The 21841-nt window shown below is 58.9% G+C and carries 22 protein-coding genes and 3 pseudogenes; 16 read left to right on the forward strand and 9 right to left on the reverse strand.

Annotated elements, in window-relative coordinates:
* Window positions 1–905: 905 nt before the first annotated feature.
* Together JZX89_RS06810 and JZX89_RS06815 are read left to right on the forward strand one after the other, a co-directional pair.
* A pseudogene (locus JZX89_RS06810) lies at window positions 906–1346 on the forward strand (hypothetical protein).
* Window positions 1347–1913: 567 nt separating this feature from the next.
* Window positions 1914–2240 (forward strand): DUF736 domain-containing protein, encoded by a 327-nt coding sequence (locus JZX89_RS06815; RefSeq protein ID WP_151653374.1) that lies wholly within the window; start codon window positions 1914–1916, stop codon window positions 2238–2240.
* Between the two features lie 78 nt (window positions 2241–2318).
* Here the strand turns inward: JZX89_RS06815 and JZX89_RS06820 are convergent.
* Window positions 2319–2429: pseudogene (locus tag JZX89_RS06820) on the reverse strand (VapC toxin family PIN domain ribonuclease); the annotation flags it as partial.
* A gap of 273 nt (window positions 2430–2702) precedes the next feature.
* Here JZX89_RS06820 and JZX89_RS28515 point away from each other — a divergent pair.
* Together JZX89_RS28515 and JZX89_RS06825 are read left to right on the forward strand one after the other, a co-directional pair.
* Window positions 2703–2918 (forward strand): transcriptional regulator domain-containing protein, encoded by a 216-nt coding sequence (locus tag JZX89_RS28515; RefSeq protein ID WP_151653376.1) that lies wholly within the window; start codon window positions 2703–2705, stop codon window positions 2916–2918.
* Complete coding sequence (locus JZX89_RS06825) at window positions 2851–3498, forward strand: DUF2285 domain-containing protein (protein WP_210251525.1); 648 nt, start codon at window positions 2851–2853, stop codon at window positions 3496–3498. The genes JZX89_RS28515 and JZX89_RS06825 overlap by 68 nt, the downstream gene beginning before the upstream one ends.
* A gap of 7 nt (window positions 3499–3505) precedes the next feature.
* Here the strand turns inward: JZX89_RS06825 and JZX89_RS06830 are convergent, their stop codons facing one another.
* Both JZX89_RS06830 and JZX89_RS06835 read right to left on the reverse strand, forming a co-directional pair.
* Window positions 3506–3796: a DNA -binding domain-containing protein gene (locus tag JZX89_RS06830; RefSeq protein WP_151653380.1), complete on the reverse strand. Its 291-nt coding sequence runs from the start codon at window positions 3794–3796 to the stop codon at window positions 3506–3508.
* A 92-nt stretch (window positions 3797–3888) separates the two neighbouring features.
* Window positions 3889–4866 carry an IS110 family RNA-guided transposase gene (locus JZX89_RS06835; RefSeq protein WP_151653382.1) on the reverse strand — a complete coding sequence of 326 codons (978 nt, stop codon included), beginning with the start codon at window positions 4864–4866 and terminating at the stop codon, window positions 3889–3891.
* A 583-nt stretch (window positions 4867–5449) separates the two neighbouring features.
* Here JZX89_RS06835 and JZX89_RS06840 point away from each other — a divergent pair.
* From JZX89_RS06840 to JZX89_RS06880, 9 genes are all read left to right on the forward strand, one after another.
* On the forward strand, window positions 5450–5722 hold the full coding sequence (locus JZX89_RS06840) for a helix-turn-helix transcriptional regulator (RefSeq protein ID WP_036743091.1): 273 nt from the start codon (window positions 5450–5452) through the stop codon (window positions 5720–5722).
* Complete coding sequence (locus JZX89_RS06845; RefSeq protein WP_207133576.1) at window positions 5723–6814, forward strand: replication initiator protein A; 1092 nt, start codon at window positions 5723–5725, stop codon at window positions 6812–6814.
* Window positions 6811–7464: a ParA family partition ATPase gene (gene parA / locus JZX89_RS06850; RefSeq protein ID WP_151653386.1), complete on the forward strand. Its 654-nt coding sequence runs from the start codon at window positions 6811–6813 to the stop codon at window positions 7462–7464. The genes JZX89_RS06845 and parA overlap by 4 nt, the downstream gene beginning before the upstream one ends.
* Window positions 7461–7715 (forward strand): hypothetical protein, encoded by a 255-nt coding sequence (locus tag JZX89_RS06855; RefSeq protein ID WP_151653388.1) that lies wholly within the window; start codon window positions 7461–7463, stop codon window positions 7713–7715. Before parA ends, JZX89_RS06855 begins: the two co-directional genes overlap by 4 nt.
* The gene (locus tag JZX89_RS06860) at window positions 7712–8230 is read left to right on the forward strand and encodes a DUF2840 domain-containing protein (protein ID WP_151653390.1); all 519 of its coding nucleotides are present in this window, start codon (window positions 7712–7714) and stop codon (window positions 8228–8230) included. Before JZX89_RS06855 ends, JZX89_RS06860 begins: the two co-directional genes overlap by 4 nt.
* Window positions 8227–8772, forward strand: coding sequence for a S26 family signal peptidase (locus JZX89_RS06865; protein WP_192800921.1), 546 nt, complete (start codon window positions 8227–8229; stop codon window positions 8770–8772). The genes JZX89_RS06860 and JZX89_RS06865 overlap by 4 nt, the downstream gene beginning before the upstream one ends.
* Window positions 8773–8807: 35 nt before the next feature.
* Window positions 8808–9143: a DUF736 domain-containing protein gene (locus JZX89_RS06870; RefSeq protein WP_151653394.1), complete on the forward strand. Its 336-nt coding sequence runs from the start codon at window positions 8808–8810 to the stop codon at window positions 9141–9143.
* Between the two features lie 4 nt (window positions 9144–9147).
* Window positions 9148–9858, forward strand: a complete 711-nt coding sequence (locus tag JZX89_RS06875) for a lytic transglycosylase domain-containing protein (RefSeq protein ID WP_151653396.1) — start codon at window positions 9148–9150, stop codon at window positions 9856–9858.
* A gap of 871 nt (window positions 9859–10729) precedes the next feature.
* Window positions 10730–12235, forward strand: a complete 1506-nt coding sequence (locus JZX89_RS06880; RefSeq protein WP_501985964.1) for a DUF3363 domain-containing protein — start codon at window positions 10730–10732, stop codon at window positions 12233–12235.
* Window positions 12236–12242: 7 nt separating this feature from the next.
* On the opposite strand, the gene JZX89_RS28520 is transcribed toward JZX89_RS06880, so the two are convergent.
* On the reverse strand, window positions 12243–12509 hold the full coding sequence (locus JZX89_RS28520; RefSeq protein ID WP_235923544.1) for a type 2 periplasmic-binding domain-containing protein: 267 nt from the start codon (window positions 12507–12509) through the stop codon (window positions 12243–12245).
* Window positions 12496–13173: a LysR family transcriptional regulator gene (locus JZX89_RS06885; RefSeq protein WP_235923550.1), complete on the reverse strand. Its 678-nt coding sequence runs from the start codon at window positions 13171–13173 to the stop codon at window positions 12496–12498. The genes JZX89_RS28520 and JZX89_RS06885 overlap by 14 nt, the downstream gene beginning before the upstream one ends.
* A 348-nt stretch (window positions 13174–13521) precedes the next feature.
* On the opposite strand from JZX89_RS06885, the gene JZX89_RS06890 reads away from it, so the two are divergent.
* Complete coding sequence (locus tag JZX89_RS06890) at window positions 13522–15507, forward strand: conjugal transfer protein TraG (RefSeq protein WP_151653400.1); 1986 nt, start codon at window positions 13522–13524, stop codon at window positions 15505–15507.
* Between the two features lie 10 nt (window positions 15508–15517).
* Window positions 15518–15961 carry a ribbon-helix-helix domain-containing protein gene (locus JZX89_RS06895; protein ID WP_151653402.1) on the forward strand — a complete coding sequence of 148 codons (444 nt, stop codon included), beginning with the start codon at window positions 15518–15520 and terminating at the stop codon, window positions 15959–15961.
* Between the two features lie 222 nt (window positions 15962–16183).
* Here JZX89_RS06895 and JZX89_RS06900 read toward each other — a convergent pair whose 3' ends face one another.
* Entirely contained in the window at window positions 16184–16711 is a 528-nt protein-coding gene (locus JZX89_RS06900) for a TetR/AcrR family transcriptional regulator (protein ID WP_151653404.1), read from the reverse strand.
* A 98-nt stretch (window positions 16712–16809) separates the two neighbouring features.
* On the opposite strand from JZX89_RS06900, the pseudogene JZX89_RS06905 reads away from it, so the two are divergent.
* Window positions 16810–17576, forward strand: a pseudogene (locus tag JZX89_RS06905) (SDR family NAD(P)-dependent oxidoreductase).
* Between the two features lie 53 nt (window positions 17577–17629).
* On the opposite strand, the gene JZX89_RS06910 reads toward JZX89_RS06905, so the two are convergent.
* From JZX89_RS06910 to JZX89_RS06920, 3 genes are all read right to left on the reverse strand, one after another.
* Window positions 17630–18925, reverse strand: coding sequence for an O-acetylhomoserine aminocarboxypropyltransferase/cysteine synthase family protein (locus tag JZX89_RS06910; RefSeq protein WP_151653406.1), 1296 nt, complete (start codon window positions 18923–18925; stop codon window positions 17630–17632).
* Between the two features lie 160 nt (window positions 18926–19085).
* Window positions 19086–20243: an MFS transporter gene (locus JZX89_RS06915; protein ID WP_207133578.1), complete on the reverse strand. Its 1158-nt coding sequence runs from the start codon at window positions 20241–20243 to the stop codon at window positions 19086–19088.
* The gene (locus tag JZX89_RS06920; RefSeq protein ID WP_151653408.1) at window positions 20240–21439 is read right to left on the reverse strand and encodes a MalY/PatB family protein; all 1200 of its coding nucleotides are present in this window, start codon (window positions 21437–21439) and stop codon (window positions 20240–20242) included. Before JZX89_RS06920 ends, JZX89_RS06915 begins: the two co-directional genes overlap by 4 nt.
* Window positions 21440–21841 lie beyond the last annotated feature (402 nt).

Consider the following 21841-nt stretch of genomic DNA (forward strand, 5'->3'; position numbering starts at 1 on the left):
TAAAGTCAAAAAACAGACACCTGCCTATTAATTGCCGCTGAGAAATGACCCGGTGGGGGTGCGGATAAAACTTGGACTGTTTTACGGCGTCATCTTTCACCTGATCCGGAAGGATGGCACAAAATTCTCCCCAAAAGTTCTGTTGATCGCCAAGTGTGCCTGAGCGTTACATCAGAACGATATCGTTAACGCCTGCTTGAGTACAGATCTTCAAGGTACCAACGGCGACGTGGTTCCGATGATGCCGTGGTCAGGACTGTCGCAGGCCTCGGTCGAGCAGGCCAATGAGATGGGCACATCGGAATTACCGCTCTGGCAGCACGACGGCGCTACTGCGATCGTCACTCTTTGCTTGACTGGGATGGCCCGTTACCGAAGTCTCGACATGATCGTTTAGAGCCTGCCGCCCGAGCCCTGCGCGTAGGCCTAGTTAAACTTGATACCGTAGGTGACGGCGCCGAACAATTCACCGATGTCGCCATACACGGACAAATGCAGTCCAGTCTCAAGATGGTAGCTCTCAGCCAGCGAGATCACGTCCTCATAATACGGGATCATTGATCGGATGGCGTTTGGATACCTCACTCCTTGTGGCGAAGCTGCTCATCAACGTCTGACTAGGTTGCCCATTCGCCATCGACATCAGATGCTCAATCTGGCCAATCTATTTCTGCGATAGACTTCAACCCGCAGCCTTCCTCCCAAGAATATGATCATCTTAGAGGTAGAGCCGATACTGGTCTACCAGACGTATCGGCTTTCTTGTTCAAGTGGCGAATTCGCAGAAGGCCTGGCCTCACAAGCTATCTCATCTCGCCCGGTGAGTGGAATGTTGCTGTGTTGTGGTTGCGCCATGGTGGTGGTGGAAGGCGCAACCGTCCAACTTTTTGTACGGAGACACCACCATGATCATTCTCGGGATCCTCGTTTCCATCGCAGCTATCGGCACCATGTGCTGGCTGCTGTTCAATCTCGCCGTATTCGCCCTGCCGTTCTTCATCGGCCTCAACGCAGGCACCTGGGCCTATGGCACCGGAGCTGGCTGGCTCGGCGGCATCGTTGTCGGTCTCGTTGCCGCCGGTCTGACACTGGCCGTCGGTCAGGTCCTGTTCATGCTGGTCCGCCCGATCTAGGCGCGTTTGCTGATTGCTCTGGCCTTCGTCGCTCCGGCGGGGATGGCCGGGTTTTACGCAACGCTCGTTATCGTCAAGCACATGATGCCGTCTGAGACATGGCAGCTCATCTTCTCGATGATCGGGGCGATTGCGGTTGGAGTGACGGCGTTCCTGCGCGTTGTAGGCATGGCGGCAGCCGCTTCAGAGGACGGGAACCTTGCACGCACCTGAACCGCAATGATCCGTTGATGGCGACCAGACGCGGATACGGATCATCTTCGATCTTCGTCAGGAATATGGCGGTCGATTGCTGGCAAGCATCGGATCAGCTTGAGGCGCAGACGCGGCCTACAGGAGCGCAGAACGGTCAGGGCCAGCGTTTGTGGACTGACCAAACCCGGTTGGGGGCAATGCCGTTAGAGCAGGCCGGGAAGAGAGATGCGCATGGTCTGAGACGCAGAGCGACAGGCAAGGCCGGTGTTATCCGTCTGGTCATAATGATGGGCCTAAAGGTTGCCACAGTCTCCGTTCAGCCCCCGTGTCTCGACCGCTCCAAACGGTCTCTTCAATGGCCTGATCTGGCCGAAGAACAGCGCGATGCGCTTCGACCGCTTTAGCGCAATAGCGTCGTCACAACTTTCTTCCCCTGCCGGCAAAGCCGCCATTCCGGGCGGAACAAGAAAGTTCCTCCTGTGCTGTCCAGCCCCCTGCGGGGGTGCGCCAGCGTTCGTCTCCGGCCTGTCGATCGCCATAGCGGCCGCAATGGTGCGGGCTCGGAAACGAAAACGGAGACTTAAAATGGCAACCATCGGCACCTTCAAGAAGACCGGCTCGAACGAATTCACCGGCGAAATCGTCACCCTAAGCGTCAAGGCCAACGGCGTGCGCATCGTTCCCGACCTGCGCGCCACCGGCGAGAACGCCCCCAGCCACCGGGTTCAGGTCGGTCGCGCCGAAATCGGCGCCGCCTGGTCCAAGCGCTCCAACGAGGGCCGCGACTATCTGGGCCTCAAGCTGGACGATCCGAGCTTCAACGCCCCGATCTACGCCAACCTCTTCGATGACGAAGAAGGCGACACCTTCTCCCTCATCTGGTCCCGCCCCAACGGTCGCCGCGGCGACTGAGGCGCGGCACAAAGGCCCCGACCACAAGGTCGGGGCCTTTCTCATACCGCAGGAAAGCCGTCACGCTCACCGCAACCGCTACACCCGGTTCTCCACCCGCACGCCGGGCATGCGGACGAACTCCTTCATATTGTTCGTCACCACGATCAGCCCCTCGCTGCGGGCGTGTGCGCCGAGTTGCCCGTAATGGCGGTCGCCTTGTCGCTGCGGCCCGCGCTCTTGGCTGCCCCGGAACCACGCGGTCGTTCGTTTTCGCCATTCGGCTTCGATCACTGACACGGGAATGTCGTCAGGGTGTCTCCCATGTGGTGCGCAACAGTGCTAACGAGAGATTCTTTAATGGATTGATCGGGTTAGGCGATCCACTTATCGCGTTACACACGCTACCGCAAAACCATTCAATACCGCAGCCTTTTCAGGTCGGACGTGGCCTTGTGCCGTTCGGCTTTGGGAGGACGCGCCATGCAGAGCATAGATTGGCGTACTCCGGCGGCCTATAAACGCATTAAAGGCCTTCCGCCCGCCGGTTTCGCCTGGGAATATCTTCGTCGCAACGAAGACTATCGCCGTGACGTCGAGAGACTCACGCAGAGGAGAGAACCCGCGGGAGATGAGGTCGACGCCTTTGCTTCCCGCTGGGGGGTGCGATTTCGCACACGACCCCGACGCGCAGCCTGACGGCGCACTGCCTTTATGGTCGCCGCATTTCAATCCGCAGGCCGTTATTCTGTCACCGGTCGAGCAGAACGATTCCGATGGCGGGCGGCTTGTCGCTCTTGCACATCTCGATGGCCTGATCCTGCGCCGCGCGCCGGATGGCTGGCACGCTATCTGGCGTATCGGTGGGATGGAGCATCAATTCTGGCTGCCGCAGGGCGCAATCGATGCGGCAGCTTTCTATGCTGCAATTCTGCCCATGGACGAGTTCATGGAATTACGCGCCCACGCGGCCCGCCGTTTCTGGAGGTGCCTGACAGGCCGCTCTCCGGGGCCGGATGTTCGCGCCATGCCAGCACAGCTTCGACAATGGCACCTTCTGTCGCTACGGGCGCTGGACGCACGGCTACACGGCGAAAGCTATCGCGCCGTTGCCGAAGTCCTGCTCGGTTTCCGTGGCAACAAGGAAGATTTCGAGACTGATCCGCGCAAGAACAAGGCACGTCGTCTTGTTGCCCACGGCATCAGGATGATGCGCGGGGGGTATCGGATGCTTCTGCATTATCCGGTCAAGCCGATTGCACGACCAAAAGTCAAATGAGGCAATCTCAACGATTCCTGTTTGCCGCAGCCTGTTCCAGTATTTGCCTGTAACCTTCTCGCGACAGCCATTGAGCGCGTTCCAGATGGCTCTGCCAGCATCGTCGGGTGCGCATCTCATCTGATGCCGGATCGCGGTGCAGAACTATTCGCGCCACTTCCCTCCAGTCGGCTTCCTCGGACTTGGCGTCCAGAATACGCAGATAGGTCACAAAGTGCTGCTCGTCATAGGCGGTGATAACATGGCCGGACGGGGCCAGATCATCCACATCGGGGTCAAGTTCGACGGGTGCTTTCACGGTCATTCCCCTTCTTTAGAAGAGTTTCTGCGGTTCGCCCCTGCAATAAAACTCTCTGACTCCTGGTGATCGGGGAGCGACTGTATTAGAAGTCAAGCAGTTTGCAGGGTCTCGGCTTTCCATGTTTCGTTGTTTCTGATCATTGTATTGATGATAACAAGCACCTTGCGCATGACGGCCACGATAGCGACCTTGGGCTTTTTTCCAGCAGCCAGAAGCTTTTTATAGATTGCATTCAGACGACGATTATTGCGGGTGGCAGCTCCCATGGTTGCCATATACAGAACGTGGCGCACGCGCGAACGTCCCCCTCCAATAGCACGATAACCTTGATGTTTCCCACTGTCACGATTAATTGGCGCCACACCTAAAAGGGCCGCAACCTGTTTGTTGTTTAGCGATCCTAACTCGGGAAGGTCGGCAATCAGCGTCCGCGCTGTTGTTGCTGCAAAGCCGGGTATGCTCTGTATGATGTCACGCCGACGGCACCACTCTATATCCTGACGGATCATCGTGTCGATTGTGGTTTCCAGCATTGCCAGTTGCTTATCAAGCAGTGCAATTATGCTCCGGATACAGCGCGCAATTGTGCTATCGCGTGTTTGCTTCTGACGATTGATCTCCTGAGTTTTCATGTCAAGGATTTGGCGTCTGCGAACACATAAAGCCCGGAACGCTTCGGATTTCTGGTCAGTCGACTTACTCGGCGGCGGCTGCATGGTAGCGCCATATAAAGCGATGAAACGGGCATCCTGTTCGTCTGTTTTGGAACTACGTCCCGATGCTTTGGCGAAATCCCGTATCCATCGTGGGTTTATCCGTGCCACATCATAACCTGCGTATTGTAATGCATTAAACACAGGTGCCTCCAGGCCACCCGTTGCTTCCATAACAGCTATGGTGACTGTGGCAGGCTTCAGCCAGCGGATAAACTGGCGAATTCCCGCCACATTGTTATCAAAGCGTTCTTTTAGTCCGACCGGATGCAGAAAAACATTGAACCATCCTTTTGAAATGTCGATACTCAAAGTCTGGAAGGCGAGTGAGTCTGTGGTCACATGACGGGTCATTTCCCCTCCTGTTTAATGCGCCCCAACTTGTGAAATGCGATCTCTGAGATCCGGCGACTGTTCGGGCTAAGGATTAAACCAGATGGGGAGCCAAGCTCCCCGAAGGTGTCAAGGCACCAAGTTAAAAGCGGTCTCCCACCTGCACATCCACATTATGCAGTAAAGTCAATTTGGATGCAGGAGAAATATACAAGTTAGTAACCGTGACTAGACGGCCCCATGGCCTTTAGGCGAGAAGCCCTGAACATACGCCAAGGGCTCCCCGACCATAGGGTCAAGGAGTGTGGCATCGTCACGGCCGACACCAACCGCCAACAGGGGTTACTAAGCCCCGGAGCAGTGCGTCTGCTCCAACTGTATTCATAGCTGAACTGCGTGCAGATGTTTTGTGCGAATCCGCATCGGGCTCACTGAGTTGCTGAAATCTCACGTCTTTTCGCGCTGATATAGCCTCTTTCGGGGTGCCGTCTGCGCATAGGCGCAAATGCGGCACGCTACACACCGCCGATCACTTCCCATGGTTCGCCATAGCGCGCCGCCGTCTCCGGCAGCCGCATCAACCTGACGAACCGGAGGTGATCTCATGGCCGAGCGCCGCAACACGGAAATGCCACCGCGCATGCTGCGCACTCAGGAAGCAGCACGTTTCCTTGGCATTTCTCTTCGCACGCTGGAAAAGCACCGGACCTACGGGACCGGTCCGACCTATCGCAAAATCGGTGGCCGGGTTCTCTACACGGTTGAGGATCTTCAGGCCTGGGCCGACATTGGCGCACGCAAATCCACCAGTGACAAGGACGCCGGCACGGTCTTTCCGGCTCGCCCCCTGACGCCTGAAGAGCGGAGCAAGCTCTGAATGCGGCGCGTCGATCACCCTGACGCCCTGCGACGAGAAGGCGGTAGCGAGCGCAGCCACCTCGATCCCTTCGTGGTCGCAACCGGCGATGCCAGTCCGCGCGACCAGCGCGATCTGATGGAGCGGCCTTTCTTCTCGCTGGCGAAGACGCCGCGCACAAAGCCCATCCTCTACAAGACCGCCGATGTCGAGGTGCAGGTGTTCGGCATGCCCGAACACGGCATGGCGACGATCTGGGATGCTGATGTGCTGATCTGGGCTGCGAGCCAGATCGTCGCCGCCGAAAACAACGGCATCAAGACATCCCGATTCTTGCGCTTCACGCCCTATCATCTGCTGCGCGCCATCGGGCGCGACACCGGAAACCGGCAATATCTGCTGCTGAAGGCAGCGCTTGCCCGGCTGCAATCGACCGTCGTCGCCACGACGATCCGTAACGGCAAGCATTGGCGCCGTCGCCAGTTCTCCTGGATCAACGAATGGGAAGAGATGACCACGCGCGACGGTCGTGTCGAGGGCATGGAGTTTGTCCTGCCCGAGTGGTTCTATAACAGCGTCCTTGACCGCTCGCTGGTCCTGACCATCGACCCGTATTACTTCCGGCTGACCGGCGGTATCGAGCGCTGGCTCTACCGTGTCGCCCGTAAACATGCCGGACATCAGCCGCATGGCTGGCTGTTCGAGGTTGCGCACCTCTACCAGAAATCCGGCAGCATGGCCCGGCCATCGGACTTTGCGCTGGACCTTCGCCGCATTGCTGCCCGCCAGCCGCTGCCCGGCTACAGGCTCAAGATCCTGCGCGAAGATCGCCGCGAGTTGCTGCGAATCCGCCCTGAAAATCTATCCACAGTGCCTGTGGATAACATTGTGGATGCCGTCGGTACATCAGGCGCAAAGGGTATCGGTACATCAGGCGCAGCACTATCGGCACATCAGGCGCACGAACCCCAATTAAGTCTCTGGAACGAAAAGCAGAATCCGACTGCTAACTTAGAATCTAACATAGAATCTAACTTTTCTTCTTTGACGCGCGCGCATGGGAGGCACGGTGCCAGTGCCACTTTCCGCCGACCTGGGCGGGGTAAGCCATGATCGTCGCGCTCCTCAATCAGAAAGGCGGCGTGGGCAAGACGACGCTGGCGCTGCATCTCGCCGGAGCCTGGGCTGCGCAAGGCAAGCGGGTCATCCTGATCGATGCCGATCCGCAAGGCTCCGCACTCGATTGGTCGCAGCGGCGCAGCCATGAAGGGCTGCCAAGGCTGTTCACCGTCATCGGCCTTGCCCGCGATACCCTGCACAGGGAAGCGCCGGAGCTGGCGCGTGACGCCGATCATGTCGTTATTGATGGTCCGCCCCGTGTCGCTGGCCTGATGCGCTCTGCGCTGCTTGCAGCCGATCTGGTGCTGATCCCGGTGCAGCCATCTCCTTTCGACGGCTGGGCCTCCGCCGAGATGCTGGCGCTTCTGAACGAAGCCCGCATCTATCGCCCGGAGCTGTCCGCCCGTTTTTTGCTGAACCGATGCAGTGCGCGCACCGTCATCACCCGCGAAACGGCAGAGACACTGGCCGAACATGATCCGCCCTTGCTGGCCACGACGGTCGGCCAGCGTGTCGCCTTCGCCGAAGCCGCACAGACCGGACGGCTGGTCTTGGAGACAGATGGCGGCGAACGGGCCGCACAGGAGGTCACAGCGCTGGCGGCCGAAATCAATGGCCTCGGTGTCGGGAGGATCGTGCCATGACACGTCCGCCCGTCAAATCCGGCTTCGCATCGCGTCCGGGCAATCCCGATAGCTGGGTCAAAGCCGCCGATGCGCCGGCAACCGGCAAGACGGCTACGGAGGCGTTCACCGCCCGCCTGACCATCGACATCGCGCCCGAACTGCGCGGGCGCATCAAGGTTGCTGCTTTCCGGCGTGGCGTCACCGTCGCCGTGATGCTGCGCGAGCTGCTGGTCCGCGAGTTTCCACCCATCGAAGGAGATCAGCCATGACCGGCAAAACCGTGCGCGCTGCGCATGAACATCCGCAGGCGGACGGGCCTGCACCGTTCACCACATTGGTCGAACTGACCTTCCAGAAGAAGAAGGTCGAGCGCTGGATACGCTTTGGCCGCAAGAGCTCTGAGCAGATCATCGACCGCCGCCGCAGTCTGATCGGTTTTGCGCCCGAAAGCATCTTCGCCTTCGTCCGTTGGGCCTCCAACGATTACGGCACCATCGTTTCGCGGCTCGACATCTTGCGCGCTGTCGGGCGTGGCGAACCGTACCAGACCGTGCCCTTCATTCGTCCTGGCGGCGAGATCCTGCTGCGTATCGACGGCTGGCGACAGGTCCAGCGGGTGCTGGCCCTGATTGATGCCGTGGACGCGCTTGGCGTCGATCCGGCGGATGTTGCGCCGGATCATTGGCGGCACGTCCACAACCGTTTGAGTGCCGGCCAGGAACCCAATCCCTACACCCCAGAGCGCCATGCCGCATGGGTCAGCCGCCGGAGGATTGCACCATGAGCCGCCGCCATATCCTCGCCGTGACAATGATAGCCGTTGGCACGCTTGTCGTCACGGCTGTCGCCGATCTGCCAACCCGGCTGATCTGGAATGCGACCGCCAGCGCGCCCATCGGCTTCTACACAGTTGTTCCTGCCGATGTGGTCGAAGTTCCTGAACTCGTCGTCATCGCGCCGCCCGAACCGCTGGAGCGGTTCATGGTCGAACGCGGCTATATCGGGCGGGACGTGCCGCTGCTGAAACGCGTCCTCGGCTTGCCGGGACAGCGCGTCTGCCGCAGCGGTGCGACGATCACCGTCGATAACGTCGAGATGGGCGATGCACTGGAGCGCGACCGCATGGGACGCGATCTGCCGGTCTGGCAGGGCTGCCGCATCATCCGCGACGGCGAACTCTTCCTCATGAATTGGGACATCCGGGACAGCCTCGACGGCCGTTACTTCGGACCTGTTCCCGCCAGTTCCGTCATCGGCCGGGCGCTTCCGCTCTGGACCGATGAGGAAGGCGATGGCCGCTACGAATGGCGGGCGGTCACGCATTGAACTCACGCCAAATCCACCAACACAGGAGACATACCATGCCACAGATCGGTCAATTCGCGCGTGACGCATCCGGCTTCGCCGGTCAGCTCGTCACGCTCACCATGAAGCGCGATCTCGTCATCGTGCCCGCTGAACATTCCGATACGGAGAATGCGCCGGACTATCGCGTCCATTACATTGAGCATGACGGTCCCGAGGTCGGTGCTGCATGGAAACGCACCGGCGAAAAGGCTGGCGAATATCTCTCGGTGCTGCTCGACGATCCGGCCTTACCGCACCCGATCCGCGCCAACCTGTTCCGCGACGACGATGCAGGCTCGTCATGGTCGCTGTACTGGAGCCGCCCGCGGCCCCGCGAAGATCGCGACTGAGATCATGCGATCCCGCACCTTTCTTCTCTTCACGGCCCTGCTGTCGGCTGGCAGCGGCTCGATGCCGGCCATGGCGCATATCACGCCGCAACCTGCGCCTGTCAATGCGCATCCCCATGCTGCTTGCATTGCCGAGGCGTCACAGCGTTTCGGCATTCCAGAGCACTGGATTCGGGCCGTGCTGCGTGTGGAAAGCGCGGGCAATGTGCGCGCCATCTCATCGGCGGGTGCAATGGGACTGATGCAGGTCATGCCCGATACCTGGGCGGGCCTGCGCAGCCGCCATGGCCTCGGGCGCGATCCTTACGATCCGCGCGACAACATCCTCGCAGGTACGGCGTATCTGCGCGAGATGTGGGACCGCTATGGCAATGTCGCGGCCATGCTTGCCGCCTACAATGCCGGTCCCGGTCGCTATGACGAGCATCTGGCGACAGGCCGCACTTTGCCCGCAGAAACACGCGCCTATGTCGCCACGCTCGCACCTGTTCTCGGGCATGCGGCTGCGCCTGATGTGCCGACGATCGTGCTGCTGCCACCGCCGGATTGGCGCGAAGCTCCGCTCTTTGTTGCGCAATCCGGCGGCAATTCGGCGGCGGCAAATCAGCCGTCGGGCGACGTCCGCGCAACCGTTCCTCTGCGCGATTCCGTCGATCAGGAGCCGCAGGACGGCGGCATATTCGTGGCCCGTGCGAGCAATGGAGATGCGCCATGAGCATGGCGTCTCCACGCGCTTTGGGTCCGCTTCCGGTGGGCAGTCAGGCAAGGGGTCGCCTGGCTGTATTCCCGGCAGGAAGGGCAAAAAGGGCAGGGAAGGCGGAGGGCAAGATAAAGGAAACCGGCACCACGTCGGCCCGGTTTCTGAAATTGTTGTTGTCTGCACACTGGTTAGGGGAGCCGCGAACGGCACTACGGTTTTCGGCTCGTAGTGCCGTGATTTGGCGCAATGCCTTGGCTTTGCTGGGTTTTGACCGGCACCATTGCTCGATATCAGGCGGTTTCTGGCAATTTGGGCCGGAGTCGCATCCATGAGCGCCGACGACGAATTCCGCTTCCGCCCGAAGCCCGGCCGCATCCGCGCCGACACGCCGAAGGCAGGCAAGACAAAGAGCTTTCTCACCCAGGCGAAAAAGATCGCCCGCCAGCATAGCAACAGCCCGTCGCGGTCATCTGCATCATCGTCGGCGCGCTCCAGATCGTTAGCCACCGCCAAGAGCGGCAAGGCATCGCGTGCTGGCAAAGGTCCGGGCGTCAAGCGTGGTCGTGGTGCGGCCTTTGTCCGCGCCCGAACCCTGTCGAGCGGCTGGCGTCACAGTACGGCTGGCGCGCGTCGCGTCGTCGTCAAAACCCGATACGTTCAGAGCGCGGGGAAGAATGGCAAAGGTGCTACCCATCTGCGCTACATCCAGCGCGACGGAACATCGCGTGATGGCGAGCGTGGTCAGCTTTATTCCGCCACCGACGATCGTGCCGATGGAGATGCCTTCCTTGATCGCGGCAAGGATGATCGTCACCAGTTCCGCTTTATCGTTTCCCCCGAAGATGCCGCCGATCTTTCCGACCTCACCGAACACACCCGCGACCTGATGAACCGCATCGAGGCCGACCTTGGCACGAAACTCGATTGGGTGGCGGTCAATCACCACAATACCGGCCATCCCCATGTCCATGTCATCGTTCGGGGCAAGGACGATCTGGGCGAGAACCTGGTCATCAATGGCGATTATCTCGCCAATGGTATTCGTGAGCGGGCGAGCGAACTGACCACGCTGGAACTCGGTCCCGTGACCGAGATCGAGCAGAGCCGTAAGCTGGCTGCCGAAATCGATCAGGATCGTTTCACCCGCATCGACCGCGCCATGACCGAGGAGGCCGACGAACGGTTCCTCGATCTGCGCCATGAACCGGCCGATGCACGCCGCCAGTTCAACCGCACGCTTCGTCTGCGCCGTCTCGCCAAACTGGAAAAGATGGGGCTGGCCACCGAACACGCACCCGGCGTCTGGGAGCTTGGCGCGAAGATGGAACCGGCGCTGCGTGAACTGGGTGAGCGCGGCGACATCATCCGCAACATGCACAAAGCGCTGAAGGCCGATGGGCAGGAACGTGATCCGATGACCTTCCAGCTTCACGATGCAGCACCGGCGGCACCCATCATCGGCCGCGTCGTGGACAAATATCTCACCGACGAGATGGGCGAGAACCTGACGCTCGTGGTGGACGGTATCGACGGGCGAACACACCATCTTCCCGGCATTAACTCGACACGTGTCGAAGATGCCCGGATCGGCAGTATTGTTGAAGTTGGCCTCGCCGATACAGCGCAACGTCCCTCTGATCGCACGATCGCTGCGCTCTCGGAGAATGGTATCTACCGGCCGAACCGCCATCTCGAACAGGCGAAGTTCGAAGGACGTGTGCCGGGCGGTGATTACGAGGGCTATGTCGATGCCCATGTCCGGCGACTGGAAGCCTTGCGTCGCGCTGGGATCGTCGAGCAGATAGACCCCGATCAATGGCGCATCCCCGATGATTTCGAAAACCGCGCCACCGCCTATGACGTCGGCCGCAACCGGCAGGCCAGCATCCGTGTCATCTCGACCTTCGATCTGGAAATCCAGATCGGGTCTCACGGCGCGACTTGGCTCGACCGTCGGCTGATTACGCCTGACGCATCGGATCTCGCTCCGGCTGGGTTCGGCCAGCAGGTGCGCGACGCCATGGACCAGCGCCGTGAACATCATATCGAACAGGGCGACGCCACCCGAGCGCGAGATGGTCGCATCTTCTATCGGCGCAGCCTTCTCGCCACGCTGCGAGAGCGCGAAGTCGCCCGCGTCGGGGCGGAAATGGGCGGGAGTAAGGGATTGCCGTTCCGTGCGGCTGCCGATGGCGAACATGTCAGTGGCAAGTTCACCGGGATCGCACAGCTATCGAGCGGCAAGTTCGCCATCGTAGAACAGAGCCACGAGTTCACGCTTATCCCGTGGCGGCCGGTGATTGACCGCCATCTCGGCCGCGAGGTCGCGGGCATCGTGCAGGGCGGCTCGGTATCGTGGCAGTTGGGACGGCAACGAGGATTGGGAATGTAGGCATTACTCAGTGCACCCGACCATGTTCTCCAAGACAGTCAAGCATGACGCGAATGCGCGTGGGCAGGATACGGGAGGGTCCGAGAAAAACTGCGTGAATGGATTCCCGATCTTCGACGGCATCCATCGGGGACAATAATAACAATCGTCCAGCTTCAAGATCATCCCGCACGGTAAAGTGGGCCAAACGCGCGGGTGCAATGCCCGTAAGTGCTAACTGGCGCATTCCTTCCCCGTCGCTTACGCGGATTTTCTCCTGCTCACGCTCCGACATGGAGAGCCATATCCCGGCAACTCGCCGGTAGGTAAATCCGATCTGGTATCTCGCGGGACCGGTAGCGTCGTGTCGTTCGATCCAGGTGGGGCGCGGCGACAGTAATGATACGAGTATCGCCAAGCGGCCTTGCAATCAGCTCCGAATTTGCCATTGGGCCGGCGCGAACGGCGATATCGCTTGCCTCTGCGATGAGGTCACTGACGCTGTCGGTTTGAATGATATCGAAAGCCATGCCGGGGTATTCCTCAAGGAAAGCTGGCAGAATATGCCGAAGAACATGCGTGACGTAGCTGGCGGAACTATTGATCCTGACGCGTCCTGTTGGCGAGGATGCGCCCGCAGCTTCGCGTTCGGCAGTTTCCGTTTCGGCAAGGATGGCGACCGCCCGCTGATAGAAGCGTTCTCCTTCGTCGGTGAGAGCGAGGCGACGCGTTGATCGCCGCAAAAGTTTCACGCCCAGGCGCGTTTCAAGGCGGGCGATGATGCGGCTGACAGCTGAGGTCACAAAGCCGAGGGCGCGTGCGGCGGGAGCCAGACCGCCCAGTTCCACGACCTTCACGACCTGATCGTGCTGCGCTCGGCCGGGAAGTGGCCGGTGCCGACGATCCTGCGTCACGAGGTGGGACACGATGCGCTGTTGTCGATGATTGCGGCCGGGCATGGCATTTCGCCTTTCGTCGAGGAAAGCACCGCTGCCGCTACAGCAAATGTCGCCTTCCTGCCGATCCGAGACGAGCCTGAAACCATTCCCTTTTCAGCCGTCTGGTCGCCGCGAAACCGCGATCCCGCGCTTATGAAACTGCTCAGTCTCGCGTCAAAGATAAGCCAACCACACCCCGAATCTGATTCGCGGTAGTTCGCGCGAACAGTGCCGGAATGGTGCCACTATCACTCATCCTATTTGCCGCCGATAGTATCCCATAGCGCTTCTGCAACACCTTAGCTGTTGCAGATCCGATGATTGCCTATTCTCTGATCGGCTCCACCTTTCTTGCCGATTGGAGTCTGTATGCGCGGAGGCCGAATACTTTGGGGTCAGATCACCATCGTCATCACCATTATCATGGTGATGACCTGGGCGGCGACGCAGTGGGTGGCGTTCCGACTCGGCTTTCAGCCCCAGCTCGGAAACCCGTTGTTCGATCTGGCCGGTTGGCCGTTCTACTATCCGCCGGCCTTCTTCTGGTGGTGGTTCTCCTTCGACGCCTATGCGCCCACGATTTTCATGGAGGGCGCGGTCATCGCCACGTCGGGCGGCATCCTCGCCATTGCCGCCGCCATCCTCATGTCGATCATCCGGGCGCGCGAGGCGCGCGGGGTAGCCACCTACGGTTCGGCGCGATGGGCCGAGGACAAGGAAATCCACAGCGCCGGGCTGCTCGGTCCCGATGGCGTCCTGCTCGGCCGATACAATCGCGACTATCTGCGCCATGACGGGCCGGAGCATGTGCTTTGCTTTGCACCGACCCGCAGCGGCAAAGGTGTCGGCCTTGTGGTGCCGACGCTGCTCACCTGGCAGGGAAGCTGCATCGTTCACGACATCAAGGGAGAGAACTGGACCCTGACAGCCGGTTTCCGGGGCAAGCATGGCCGCGTCCTGCTGTTCGATCCGACCAATACGAAGTCGTCGGCCTACAATCCGCTGCTGGAGGTGCGGCAGGGCGAGTGGGAAGTCCGCGACGTGCAGAACATCGCGGATATTCTGGTCGATCCTGAAGGCAGCCTCGACAAGCGAAATCATTGGGAAAAAACCAGCCACAGCCTGCTGGTCGGCGCGATCCTGCATGTCCTCTATGCCGAGCCGGACAAAACCCTGTCCGGCGTCGGCAATTTTCTGTCCGATCCGCTACGCCCCGTCGAGGCGACCTTGCGCGCGATGATGCACACGCCGCATCTGGGCGAAGCCGGCGTTCATCCCGTCATAGCGTCTTCGGCGCGCGAGCTGCTGAACAAGAGTGAGAACGAGCGTTCGGGCGTGCTGTCGACCGCCATGTCGTTTCTCGGCCTCTACCGCGATCCGGTCGTGGCCCGCGTCACAGACCGTTGCGACTGGCGCATTGCCGATCTGGTTGGCAGCCGCAGGCCGGTGACGCTCTACCTTGTCGTTCCGCCGTCCGACATCAACCGGACCAAGCCGCTGATCCGGCTCATCCTCAACCAGATCGGCCGCAGACTGACCGAAGAACTGATCCTATCTGGTAAGCGGCATCGCCTGCTCATGATGCTGGACGAATTTCCGGCACTGGGTCGGCTCGATTTCTTTGAATCGGCACTCGCGTTCATGGCTGGCTATGGCCTCAAATCGTTTCTCATCTCTCAATCGCTCAACCAGATCGAGCGCGCCTACGGGCCGAACAACAGCATTCTCGACAACTGCCATGTGCGGGTCGCCTTCGCTACGAACGACGAGCGCACCGCGAAGCGTGTGTCCGATTCACTCGGCACTGCGACCGAGATGCGCGACTCCACCAACTATGCGGGGCATCGGCTGGCTCCGTGGTTGGGGCATCTGATGGTATCGCGGCAGGAGACCGCGCGACCGCTGCTGACCCCTGGCGAGATCATGCAGCTTCTGCCCACCGATGAAATCGTCATGGTCGCCGGTACTCCACCGATCCGGGCGAAGAAGGCGCGCTATTTCGAGGATGCACGACTTCAGGAACGCATCTTGCCGCCGCCCGAATTGCCATCCATTCCAGCAACGAAGCCGGCATCCGACGACTGGACGAGCCGTATCATCGGTGCGGAGAACAAGTCCACGACGAGCGCCGCCAGCGGGACCGAAAGCGATCACGACAATGCCGGTATCCTTCGCGAGCCAGAATTGCCCGAGCATGAGGAAATCATCCCGCCACCGTCAACCCCCGCCCAGGAGTTCGACATTTTGGATGACAAGCCGGACGTGGATGCCGCCAAGGCCCGCGGACTGCGCTCGCGCATGAGGATGATCGCCCGGCAGGCGTCGATGAATCCCGGTGACGGTATAGAGCTTTGAGGGGAGGCCTATGACAACCCGCACCCGCATGAATGTCTATTTCGACCCGGAACTGCTCAAACAGGTCGAGGCGCTGTCGCTCCGCCGGCAGGTCTCGAAGTCCGCCATAATCGAGGCGGCAGTCGGATCCTTCCTGTCGGGTGACACGTCGGATCGGCTGGAAGCGGCCATGTCGCGCCGCCTGGACAAGATCGGCCGACAGATTGGCACGCTGGACGAGGATCTCGCCGTACTCGGCGAGACCCTTTCATTGTTCGTCCATTTCTGGCTGACGATGACCCCGCCGTTGCCGGACAGCGCCAAGCAATCCGCACGCATCAAGGGGAATGAGCGGTTCGAGGGATTCATGCAGAACCTCGGCCGCAGGCTGGCGACGGGGGACAGATTCCTGAAAGAGCTGTTGCGTGACATCGAACCGGAAAACGGCGCAGACCGCGACCTGGGCGCGAACTGACAGCGATCGGGACAAACAGGAACCGATATTGGCCGCCGCCTACGCAATCCCGAAGCTGACCTGCAACAGGCCGAACATCCGGTCGATCCGGTGACGCACGCCGAAAATCTGCTTCTGGATGCACGGAGCGCTAATGAATAGGCTGACAACGGCGAACCAAACCACAGGAGGGAGCGAGATTAATAGGCCGCAAGGGATGCGCGCGTCGCCAGCAGCGTACGTTCAGGTGCATTGTCGGGCTCGCATGGGCTCTAACGACTTCGTAGCTCTGTCGAACAAGATAACATCACCCATTGCGATCGAGGTCAGCATCGCGCCCTCCAAAAGCGCGAGGACGTGTTCAGCTTCCTCACGTTTCAGGCCATTGGCGATCATCTGCTCGATACCTGCTTCGAAGAAATGCCGGACCTCCATAGCAACACCAACTGCCAGGCCGTTGGCCGTTATTCCCAACGTGCCGCATAGGCAGGCACGTCCGTCTTCGCGCAGAGATCTCCGGAAAGCATTCCGCCAAACATCTACCACGGATGAACCCGCCGCATGCTCTCGCTCGATCACCGTCAGAAAGCGTTCGCGATAGCGACGTGCAACTGCGATTACCAGCATCTTTTTCGTTGGGAAATGATAATGGACACTTGCGCTTTTGACGCCCACATCGGTCGCGATTTGGCGGAAGCTAAAACCGTCATACCCTGCTTCTCTTATGCGCCGCTCTGCGGCGTCCATGATCGCTTCCGTAATTTCGCTCATTTTGATTTCACTTTCTATCTTCTGATAGATAGGTCTTACCAAGAGAAATCGCAATCGCTAGACATTCTATCTACCGATAGATAGACCGGAGATAAAATATGCGTTTTGAAGGAAAAATCGTAGCGATCACCGGGGGCGGTTACGGCATCGGCAAGGAAACGGCAGCTTGCTTCCTTGCAGAAGGGGCATCCGTGGTGATTAACGGTCGCGACCTCGAAAAGCTCGAAGCGGCTGTCCGTGAAATCGATCCGAGTGGTCGCAAGGTTCTCGTCTCGGCCGGAGACATTGCCGATCCTGCAACAGGAGCCGCTCTCGTAGACAAGGCGGTTTCCGGCTTCGGCAAGCTCGATGTATTGGTCAACAATGCGGGTGTCTTCAACCCGAAGCCCTTTCTCGATCTGACGGAGAAGGACTACGACTGGTATCTCGACACGATCCTCATGGGGAAATTCTTCACCGCGCAGGCCGCTGCCAAGGCCATGAAGGACAAGGCGGGGCTATAGTCCAGACCGGTTCGATGTGGGCAACCCAGGCGATCGGCGCGACCCCTTACGCAGCATATTCAGCCGCAAATGCCGGCGTTCATGCGATGGTTCGCAATCTCGCCATCGAGCTTGCTCCTTACAAGATCCGCATCAACGATGTTGCATCGGCGGTTGTCGAGACGCCCGTCTACAACACCTTCATGACCGACGAGCAGGTCAAGGAAACATTGCCGACCTTCGACGCCTTCCACCCGCTCGGCCGCAACGGTCAGCCGGGGGATGTGGCTGAGGCAATTCTGTTCATGGCGTCGGAACAGGCATCGTGGATCACCGGGGCCATTCTGCCCGTTGACGGTGGCGTAACCGCTGGGCGGCAGTGAAGGATGACGGGGCGGCGCACGCGCCGCCCCGTATTTGACCTTTGAACCGCCACCTAAGCGGCAGCAGCAAGAGCCTGACCGAGATCCGCAAGAATGTCGTCGATGTGTTCCAGACCAATCGACAGGCGGACATAGCCTTCAGATACCCCTGTCGCAGCCTGATCGTCGGTGGAAAGCTGGGAGTGGGTCGTACTGGCCGGATGGATTGCGAGGCTTCGCGCGTCGCCGATATTGGCAACGTGATAGAAAAGCTGCAACGCCTCGATAAACCGGCGCCCCGCTTCCCGCCCGCCCGGCAGTTCAAAGCCGAGCAATCCGCCGAATCCGCCGCTGAGGTATTTGTCCGCGCGGGCTCGGGCCTGACCGTCCTGGATCGATGGATGGATGACCCTCGTTAAATCGCTTCGTCCGTGCAGGAAGCCGGCGACTTTCGCGGCGTTTTCGCAATGCCGCCTCATGCGCAGCGGCAGCGTTTCCAGGCCCTGGAGAAGCTGGAAGGCGTTGAAGGGGGAAAGCGTCGCGCCGAGATCCCGTAAGAGGACGGCTCGTACCCTGAACGCATAGGCGACAGGCCCGAGATGCTTTGCTGCCTCCGTCCAGACGAGACCATGATAGCTCGGGTCGGGCTGGTTCAGCACAGGTTGGCGTTCCGCATGCGCGGCCCAATCGAAGTTGCCGCCGTCGATGATCATGCCTCCGAGCGAGGTGCCATGGCCACCGATGAATTTGGTCGTCGAATAGACCACGATCGCTGCGCCATGATCGAGAGGACGTGCGATAAGCGGGGCAGCCGTGTTGTCGACGATCAGTGGAATGCCGAGCGGTCGGCCGAGCGCCGCGATCTCGTCGATCGGGCAAACGACGAGTTTCGGGTTCGGCAGCGTCTCTGCGTACCAGGCGCGAGTCCGCTCATCGCTCGCGCGAACGAATGCTTCCGGATCGGTGGGATCGACGAAGCGTGTCTCGATCCCCATGTCTTTTAACGTATTAGCGAACAGGTTCCACGTTCCGCCGTAGAGGTCAGTCGAGCTGACGATATTGTCGCCAGCCTTTGCAAGGTTTTGAATGGAGTAAGCCGATGCGGCCTGCCCGGACGCGGTAGCCACAGCCGCTGCTCCGCCTTCGAGTGCAGCGAGCCGATCTTCGAGGATGGTCGTCGTCGGGTTTCCGAGGCGCGTGTAGAGCGGGCCAAGTTCGCTCAACGCGAACAGACGCGCAGCATGATCGGCGTCGCGAAACTGATACGAAGTCGTTTGATGAATAGGTGGGGCGACCGAGCCGGTGGACGGATCTGCACGCCACCCTGCATGAATCGCCAGAGTATCGGGGTGCAACGGCTTCTTTGACATAGTATTCCTTTCACTGATTGGGATTTAATATTTCCCGTTTCTATTTTTTGTCTTTTGAACGGCACGCTATCGATCCAGGGTGAAATCTGCGCACTATCACCTCAGCTTCGTAGACGTTGCCACCGTTACATTTCCTCCAGATGCGGTTCACGAGCGGCGATCATATGGCCCCGGCAGAAGCAGCCATACTGCCAGCGGTCCAATCCATTCGAAGAGTGCTGTTGCTCCCCGATTGACACAATGGTGATTGCAAAGCCGATGGCGTTCTAGATGGCAACTGCGCTACCAATGGCTTCCTTCGGGCAGAGAACTGAGGGGAGCCCGCAACGACAGAAGCTTCCCAGACCAGCAGCACGGTGAGGAGTGCCACAGGGGACATTAGCTGCCAGAACAATACGAACACGAGCGCACAGCTCCCTGATATGGTCAAAGATCCGAGGGCGACACGTTCGCTGCTAATGGTTCTGGAAAGACGTCCCCCGATCAGGCAGCGCACTGCACCGATTGCGATTACACTAAACGCAATGGCAGAGACGCCGATAGTTGAGTGTGAGGTGCTCAACCCTGTTGTCGCGACAAGCAACGGAACGATTGTCCAGAAGGCATAAAGTTCCCACATATGCTCGAAGTAACCTACCGACGCTGCCCTAAATGCGCGGTATCGAAAGGCAGACAATGCAGAAAAGCATTGCGGATTTGTCTTGCTCTCGCGCTTCGGGCGAAGCGCAAGATGCGGCCCATCGCAAAGCGCATGTATGAGTCCGGCTCCGACGACTGCGAGTAGGGAAGAGGCAGTCACGATCCATTGCCAGGGCAAGTCTCCGCGTGTCGCGCGCAGGAAGTGCGGCAGAGCTGTTCCAAGGGGCAGCATAGCGACTAAAAGCGCAAGTGCTTTACCGGTATGTGTCGGCTCCCAGCTCACGATCAGCTTCATGCCGATCGGGTAGATGCCAGCGATACACAACCCGACCATAAAACGAAACATAGCGCCGGTCATGACATCGTATGCCAGCCAGGCGAAGCCCGCGTTGAACAGCGAGCCCGCAATTGAGGATGCGACGAAGATGGCGCTAGCACGGAAGCGGTCTGCAAACCCGGACAGGGCTATTGCGAGGGTGCCAACAATAAATCCCGCCTGCACCGCGCTGGTAAGCAACCCAACGTCAGAGGCCGTTGCATTCCACGATACGATCAGACTATCCTTAGCGCTATTGGCACGGAACCACAAAGATGTTCCGAATAATTGTGCGATAGATACGATCGCTACAGGGTCAGCATTTCCGAACTGATGAAAGATTCGCTTGGCCGGGTTGGTCATGCAGGGATGGATCGATGGGCCTCAATCCCACCTGCTATACGATTGATCGCCTCATCTAACATGTTACGCGGGCAAGCCACGTTCACCCGCATGAAGCCTTCTCCACCCGGACCAAACTTCGTTCCCGGATCGAGCCAAACCTTCGCTTCACGTATGAAGAAATCGTGTAAATCGGTGGCTGACTTACCAAGTGCCCGGCAATCCAGCCATGCCAGATAGAGTGCATCGCCTGGTATGACGCGAACAGGTAAGCCTAGCTCTTGGATGCGGCGCGCGAAGTGCTTTTGACTATTACGCACATACTCCAGCATTGCATCTGCCCAAGATTCACAATGTCGATACGCTGCCTCGCATGCGACAATCCCCATAGTGTTCATTAGGTTGGCACCGTTCTTTGCGCATTGCGTCTGAAAGTCCTGACGTCGGCGCTCATTAGGAATGAAGATATTCGCACATTGCAATCCGGCTATGTTGAAGGTCTTGCTTGGCGCAGTGCAGACAATCGAATTGTCAGCAATGACGTCATCAAGCGCAGCAAAGGGAACATGCTTTTTTGTTCGATCAAGAATGAAGTCCTGATGCACTTCATCTGAAATAATCAGAATCCCGTGTTTGGCACAGATCTCTGCCATGACGAGAAGTTCTACTCGCGAAAAAACATTGCCGGTCGGATTATGGGGATTGCAGAGGATAAATAGTTTCGTGCCTGGGCGTATCGCCGCCTCGAAGATTTCAGGGTCAAAACGATAGCGGTCACCGTCGAGAACGAGTGGCGCGTGGAGTGCTCGCCTGCCATTGAGCGTGATGTCGTTATGTATGTGAAAATAGACTGGGGGTTGTACTAGAATGAAATCGCCAGGATTGGTGAAAGTCTGAATACAGGTGTTAACGGCATTCACCACACCCGGAGTTTGAACGATCCATTCCGGCTTGGGACGCCAACCAAATCGCCGATCTTGCCAGTCGATTATAGCTTCAAGGCAGGAATGGGGAACTTCACCATAACCGAATACGCCGAAATCAACTTCTTCGCGAACAGCGTCAATGATCGGCTGAGCAACGCGAAAATCCATATCCGCAACCCATAAGGGAAGTGGATCAACTGCACGCTGCTCAGACGTTAGAATTGGTTTGGTTTGCGACCATTTCAAGGAGTTTGGGCGCCGGCGGTCTATAATTTCGTCGAAATCGTACATCGTTTTCCTGCATTCTTACCTAATATGGCGCGCTTGGCAGGTTTGCGGACGCCCAAAGAAAATATGTGCCAACTTTTTCGCGGGAAACTACATTTGAACGTCGAAATAGCCCTCCCAGCAAATTAATGTTATTGAGTCCTCGTTGATTGGCAAGAGCGAATAACTTTCTGCATCAAAAAGAAAAGCTATGCTATTTCGTTGCGGTTGAGAGTTCGCCACCATCAACTTAATCAGCGTTATCAGTGCTATGGGTGTGTTATGATCGCTCGCAAGTCAGATGGAAATTCTACTCTTTTTGTCTTTTTGAGTGGCGCTTACGACCGCGGAAAGCATCGCATAAGTGCTTGCTCTGATGACATTTCGTTGATCTGCGAAGTGACATCTGACAAGTTCCGATAAAAG

The organism is Agrobacterium burrii (genome assembly GCF_017313405.1).
Taxonomy (GTDB): Bacteria; Pseudomonadota; Alphaproteobacteria; order Rhizobiales; family Rhizobiaceae; genus Agrobacterium; species Agrobacterium burrii.

Coding starts and splice junctions, on each gene's coding strand:
- JZX89_RS06815 (WP_151653374.1), top strand. CDS start 1,914: ATGGCAACCATCGGCACCTTCAAGAAGACCGGCTCGAACGAATTCACC.
- JZX89_RS28515 (WP_151653376.1), top strand. CDS start 2,703: ATGCAGAGCATAGATTGGCGTACTCCGGCGGCCTATAAACGCATTAAA.
- JZX89_RS06825 (WP_210251525.1), top strand. CDS start 2,851: ATGAGGTCGACGCCTTTGCTTCCCGCTGGGGGGTGCGATTTCGCACAC.
- JZX89_RS06835 (WP_151653382.1), bottom strand. CDS start 4,866: ATGACCCGTCATGTGACCACAGACTCACTCGCCTTCCAGACTTTGAGT.
- JZX89_RS06840 (WP_036743091.1), top strand. CDS start 5,450: ATGGCCGAGCGCCGCAACACGGAAATGCCACCGCGCATGCTGCGCACT.
- JZX89_RS06845 (WP_207133576.1), top strand. CDS start 5,723: ATGCGGCGCGTCGATCACCCTGACGCCCTGCGACGAGAAGGCGGTAGC.
- parA (WP_151653386.1), top strand. CDS start 6,811: ATGATCGTCGCGCTCCTCAATCAGAAAGGCGGCGTGGGCAAGACGACG.
- JZX89_RS06855 (WP_151653388.1), top strand. CDS start 7,461: ATGACACGTCCGCCCGTCAAATCCGGCTTCGCATCGCGTCCGGGCAAT.
- JZX89_RS06860 (WP_151653390.1), top strand. CDS start 7,712: ATGACCGGCAAAACCGTGCGCGCTGCGCATGAACATCCGCAGGCGGAC.
- JZX89_RS06865 (WP_192800921.1), top strand. CDS start 8,227: ATGAGCCGCCGCCATATCCTCGCCGTGACAATGATAGCCGTTGGCACG.
- JZX89_RS06870 (WP_151653394.1), top strand. CDS start 8,808: ATGCCACAGATCGGTCAATTCGCGCGTGACGCATCCGGCTTCGCCGGT.
- JZX89_RS06875 (WP_151653396.1), top strand. CDS start 9,148: ATGCGATCCCGCACCTTTCTTCTCTTCACGGCCCTGCTGTCGGCTGGC.
- JZX89_RS06880 (WP_501985964.1), top strand. CDS start 10,730: ATGAACCGCATCGAGGCCGACCTTGGCACGAAACTCGATTGGGTGGCG.
- JZX89_RS28520 (WP_235923544.1), bottom strand. CDS start 12,509: ATGTCGGAGCGTGAGCAGGAGAAAATCCGCGTAAGCGACGGGGAAGGA.
- JZX89_RS06885 (WP_235923550.1), bottom strand. CDS start 13,173: ATGCCCGGCCGCAATCATCGACAACAGCGCATCGTGTCCCACCTCGTG.
- JZX89_RS06890 (WP_151653400.1), top strand. CDS start 13,522: ATGCGCGGAGGCCGAATACTTTGGGGTCAGATCACCATCGTCATCACC.
- JZX89_RS06895 (WP_151653402.1), top strand. CDS start 15,518: ATGACAACCCGCACCCGCATGAATGTCTATTTCGACCCGGAACTGCTC.
- JZX89_RS06900 (WP_151653404.1), bottom strand. CDS start 16,711: ATGAGCGAAATTACGGAAGCGATCATGGACGCCGCAGAGCGGCGCATA.
- JZX89_RS06910 (WP_151653406.1), bottom strand. CDS start 18,925: ATGTCAAAGAAGCCGTTGCACCCCGATACTCTGGCGATTCATGCAGGG.
- JZX89_RS06915 (WP_207133578.1), bottom strand. CDS start 20,243: ATGACCAACCCGGCCAAGCGAATCTTTCATCAGTTCGGAAATGCTGAC.
- JZX89_RS06920 (WP_151653408.1), bottom strand. CDS start 21,439: ATGTACGATTTCGACGAAATTATAGACCGCCGGCGCCCAAACTCCTTG.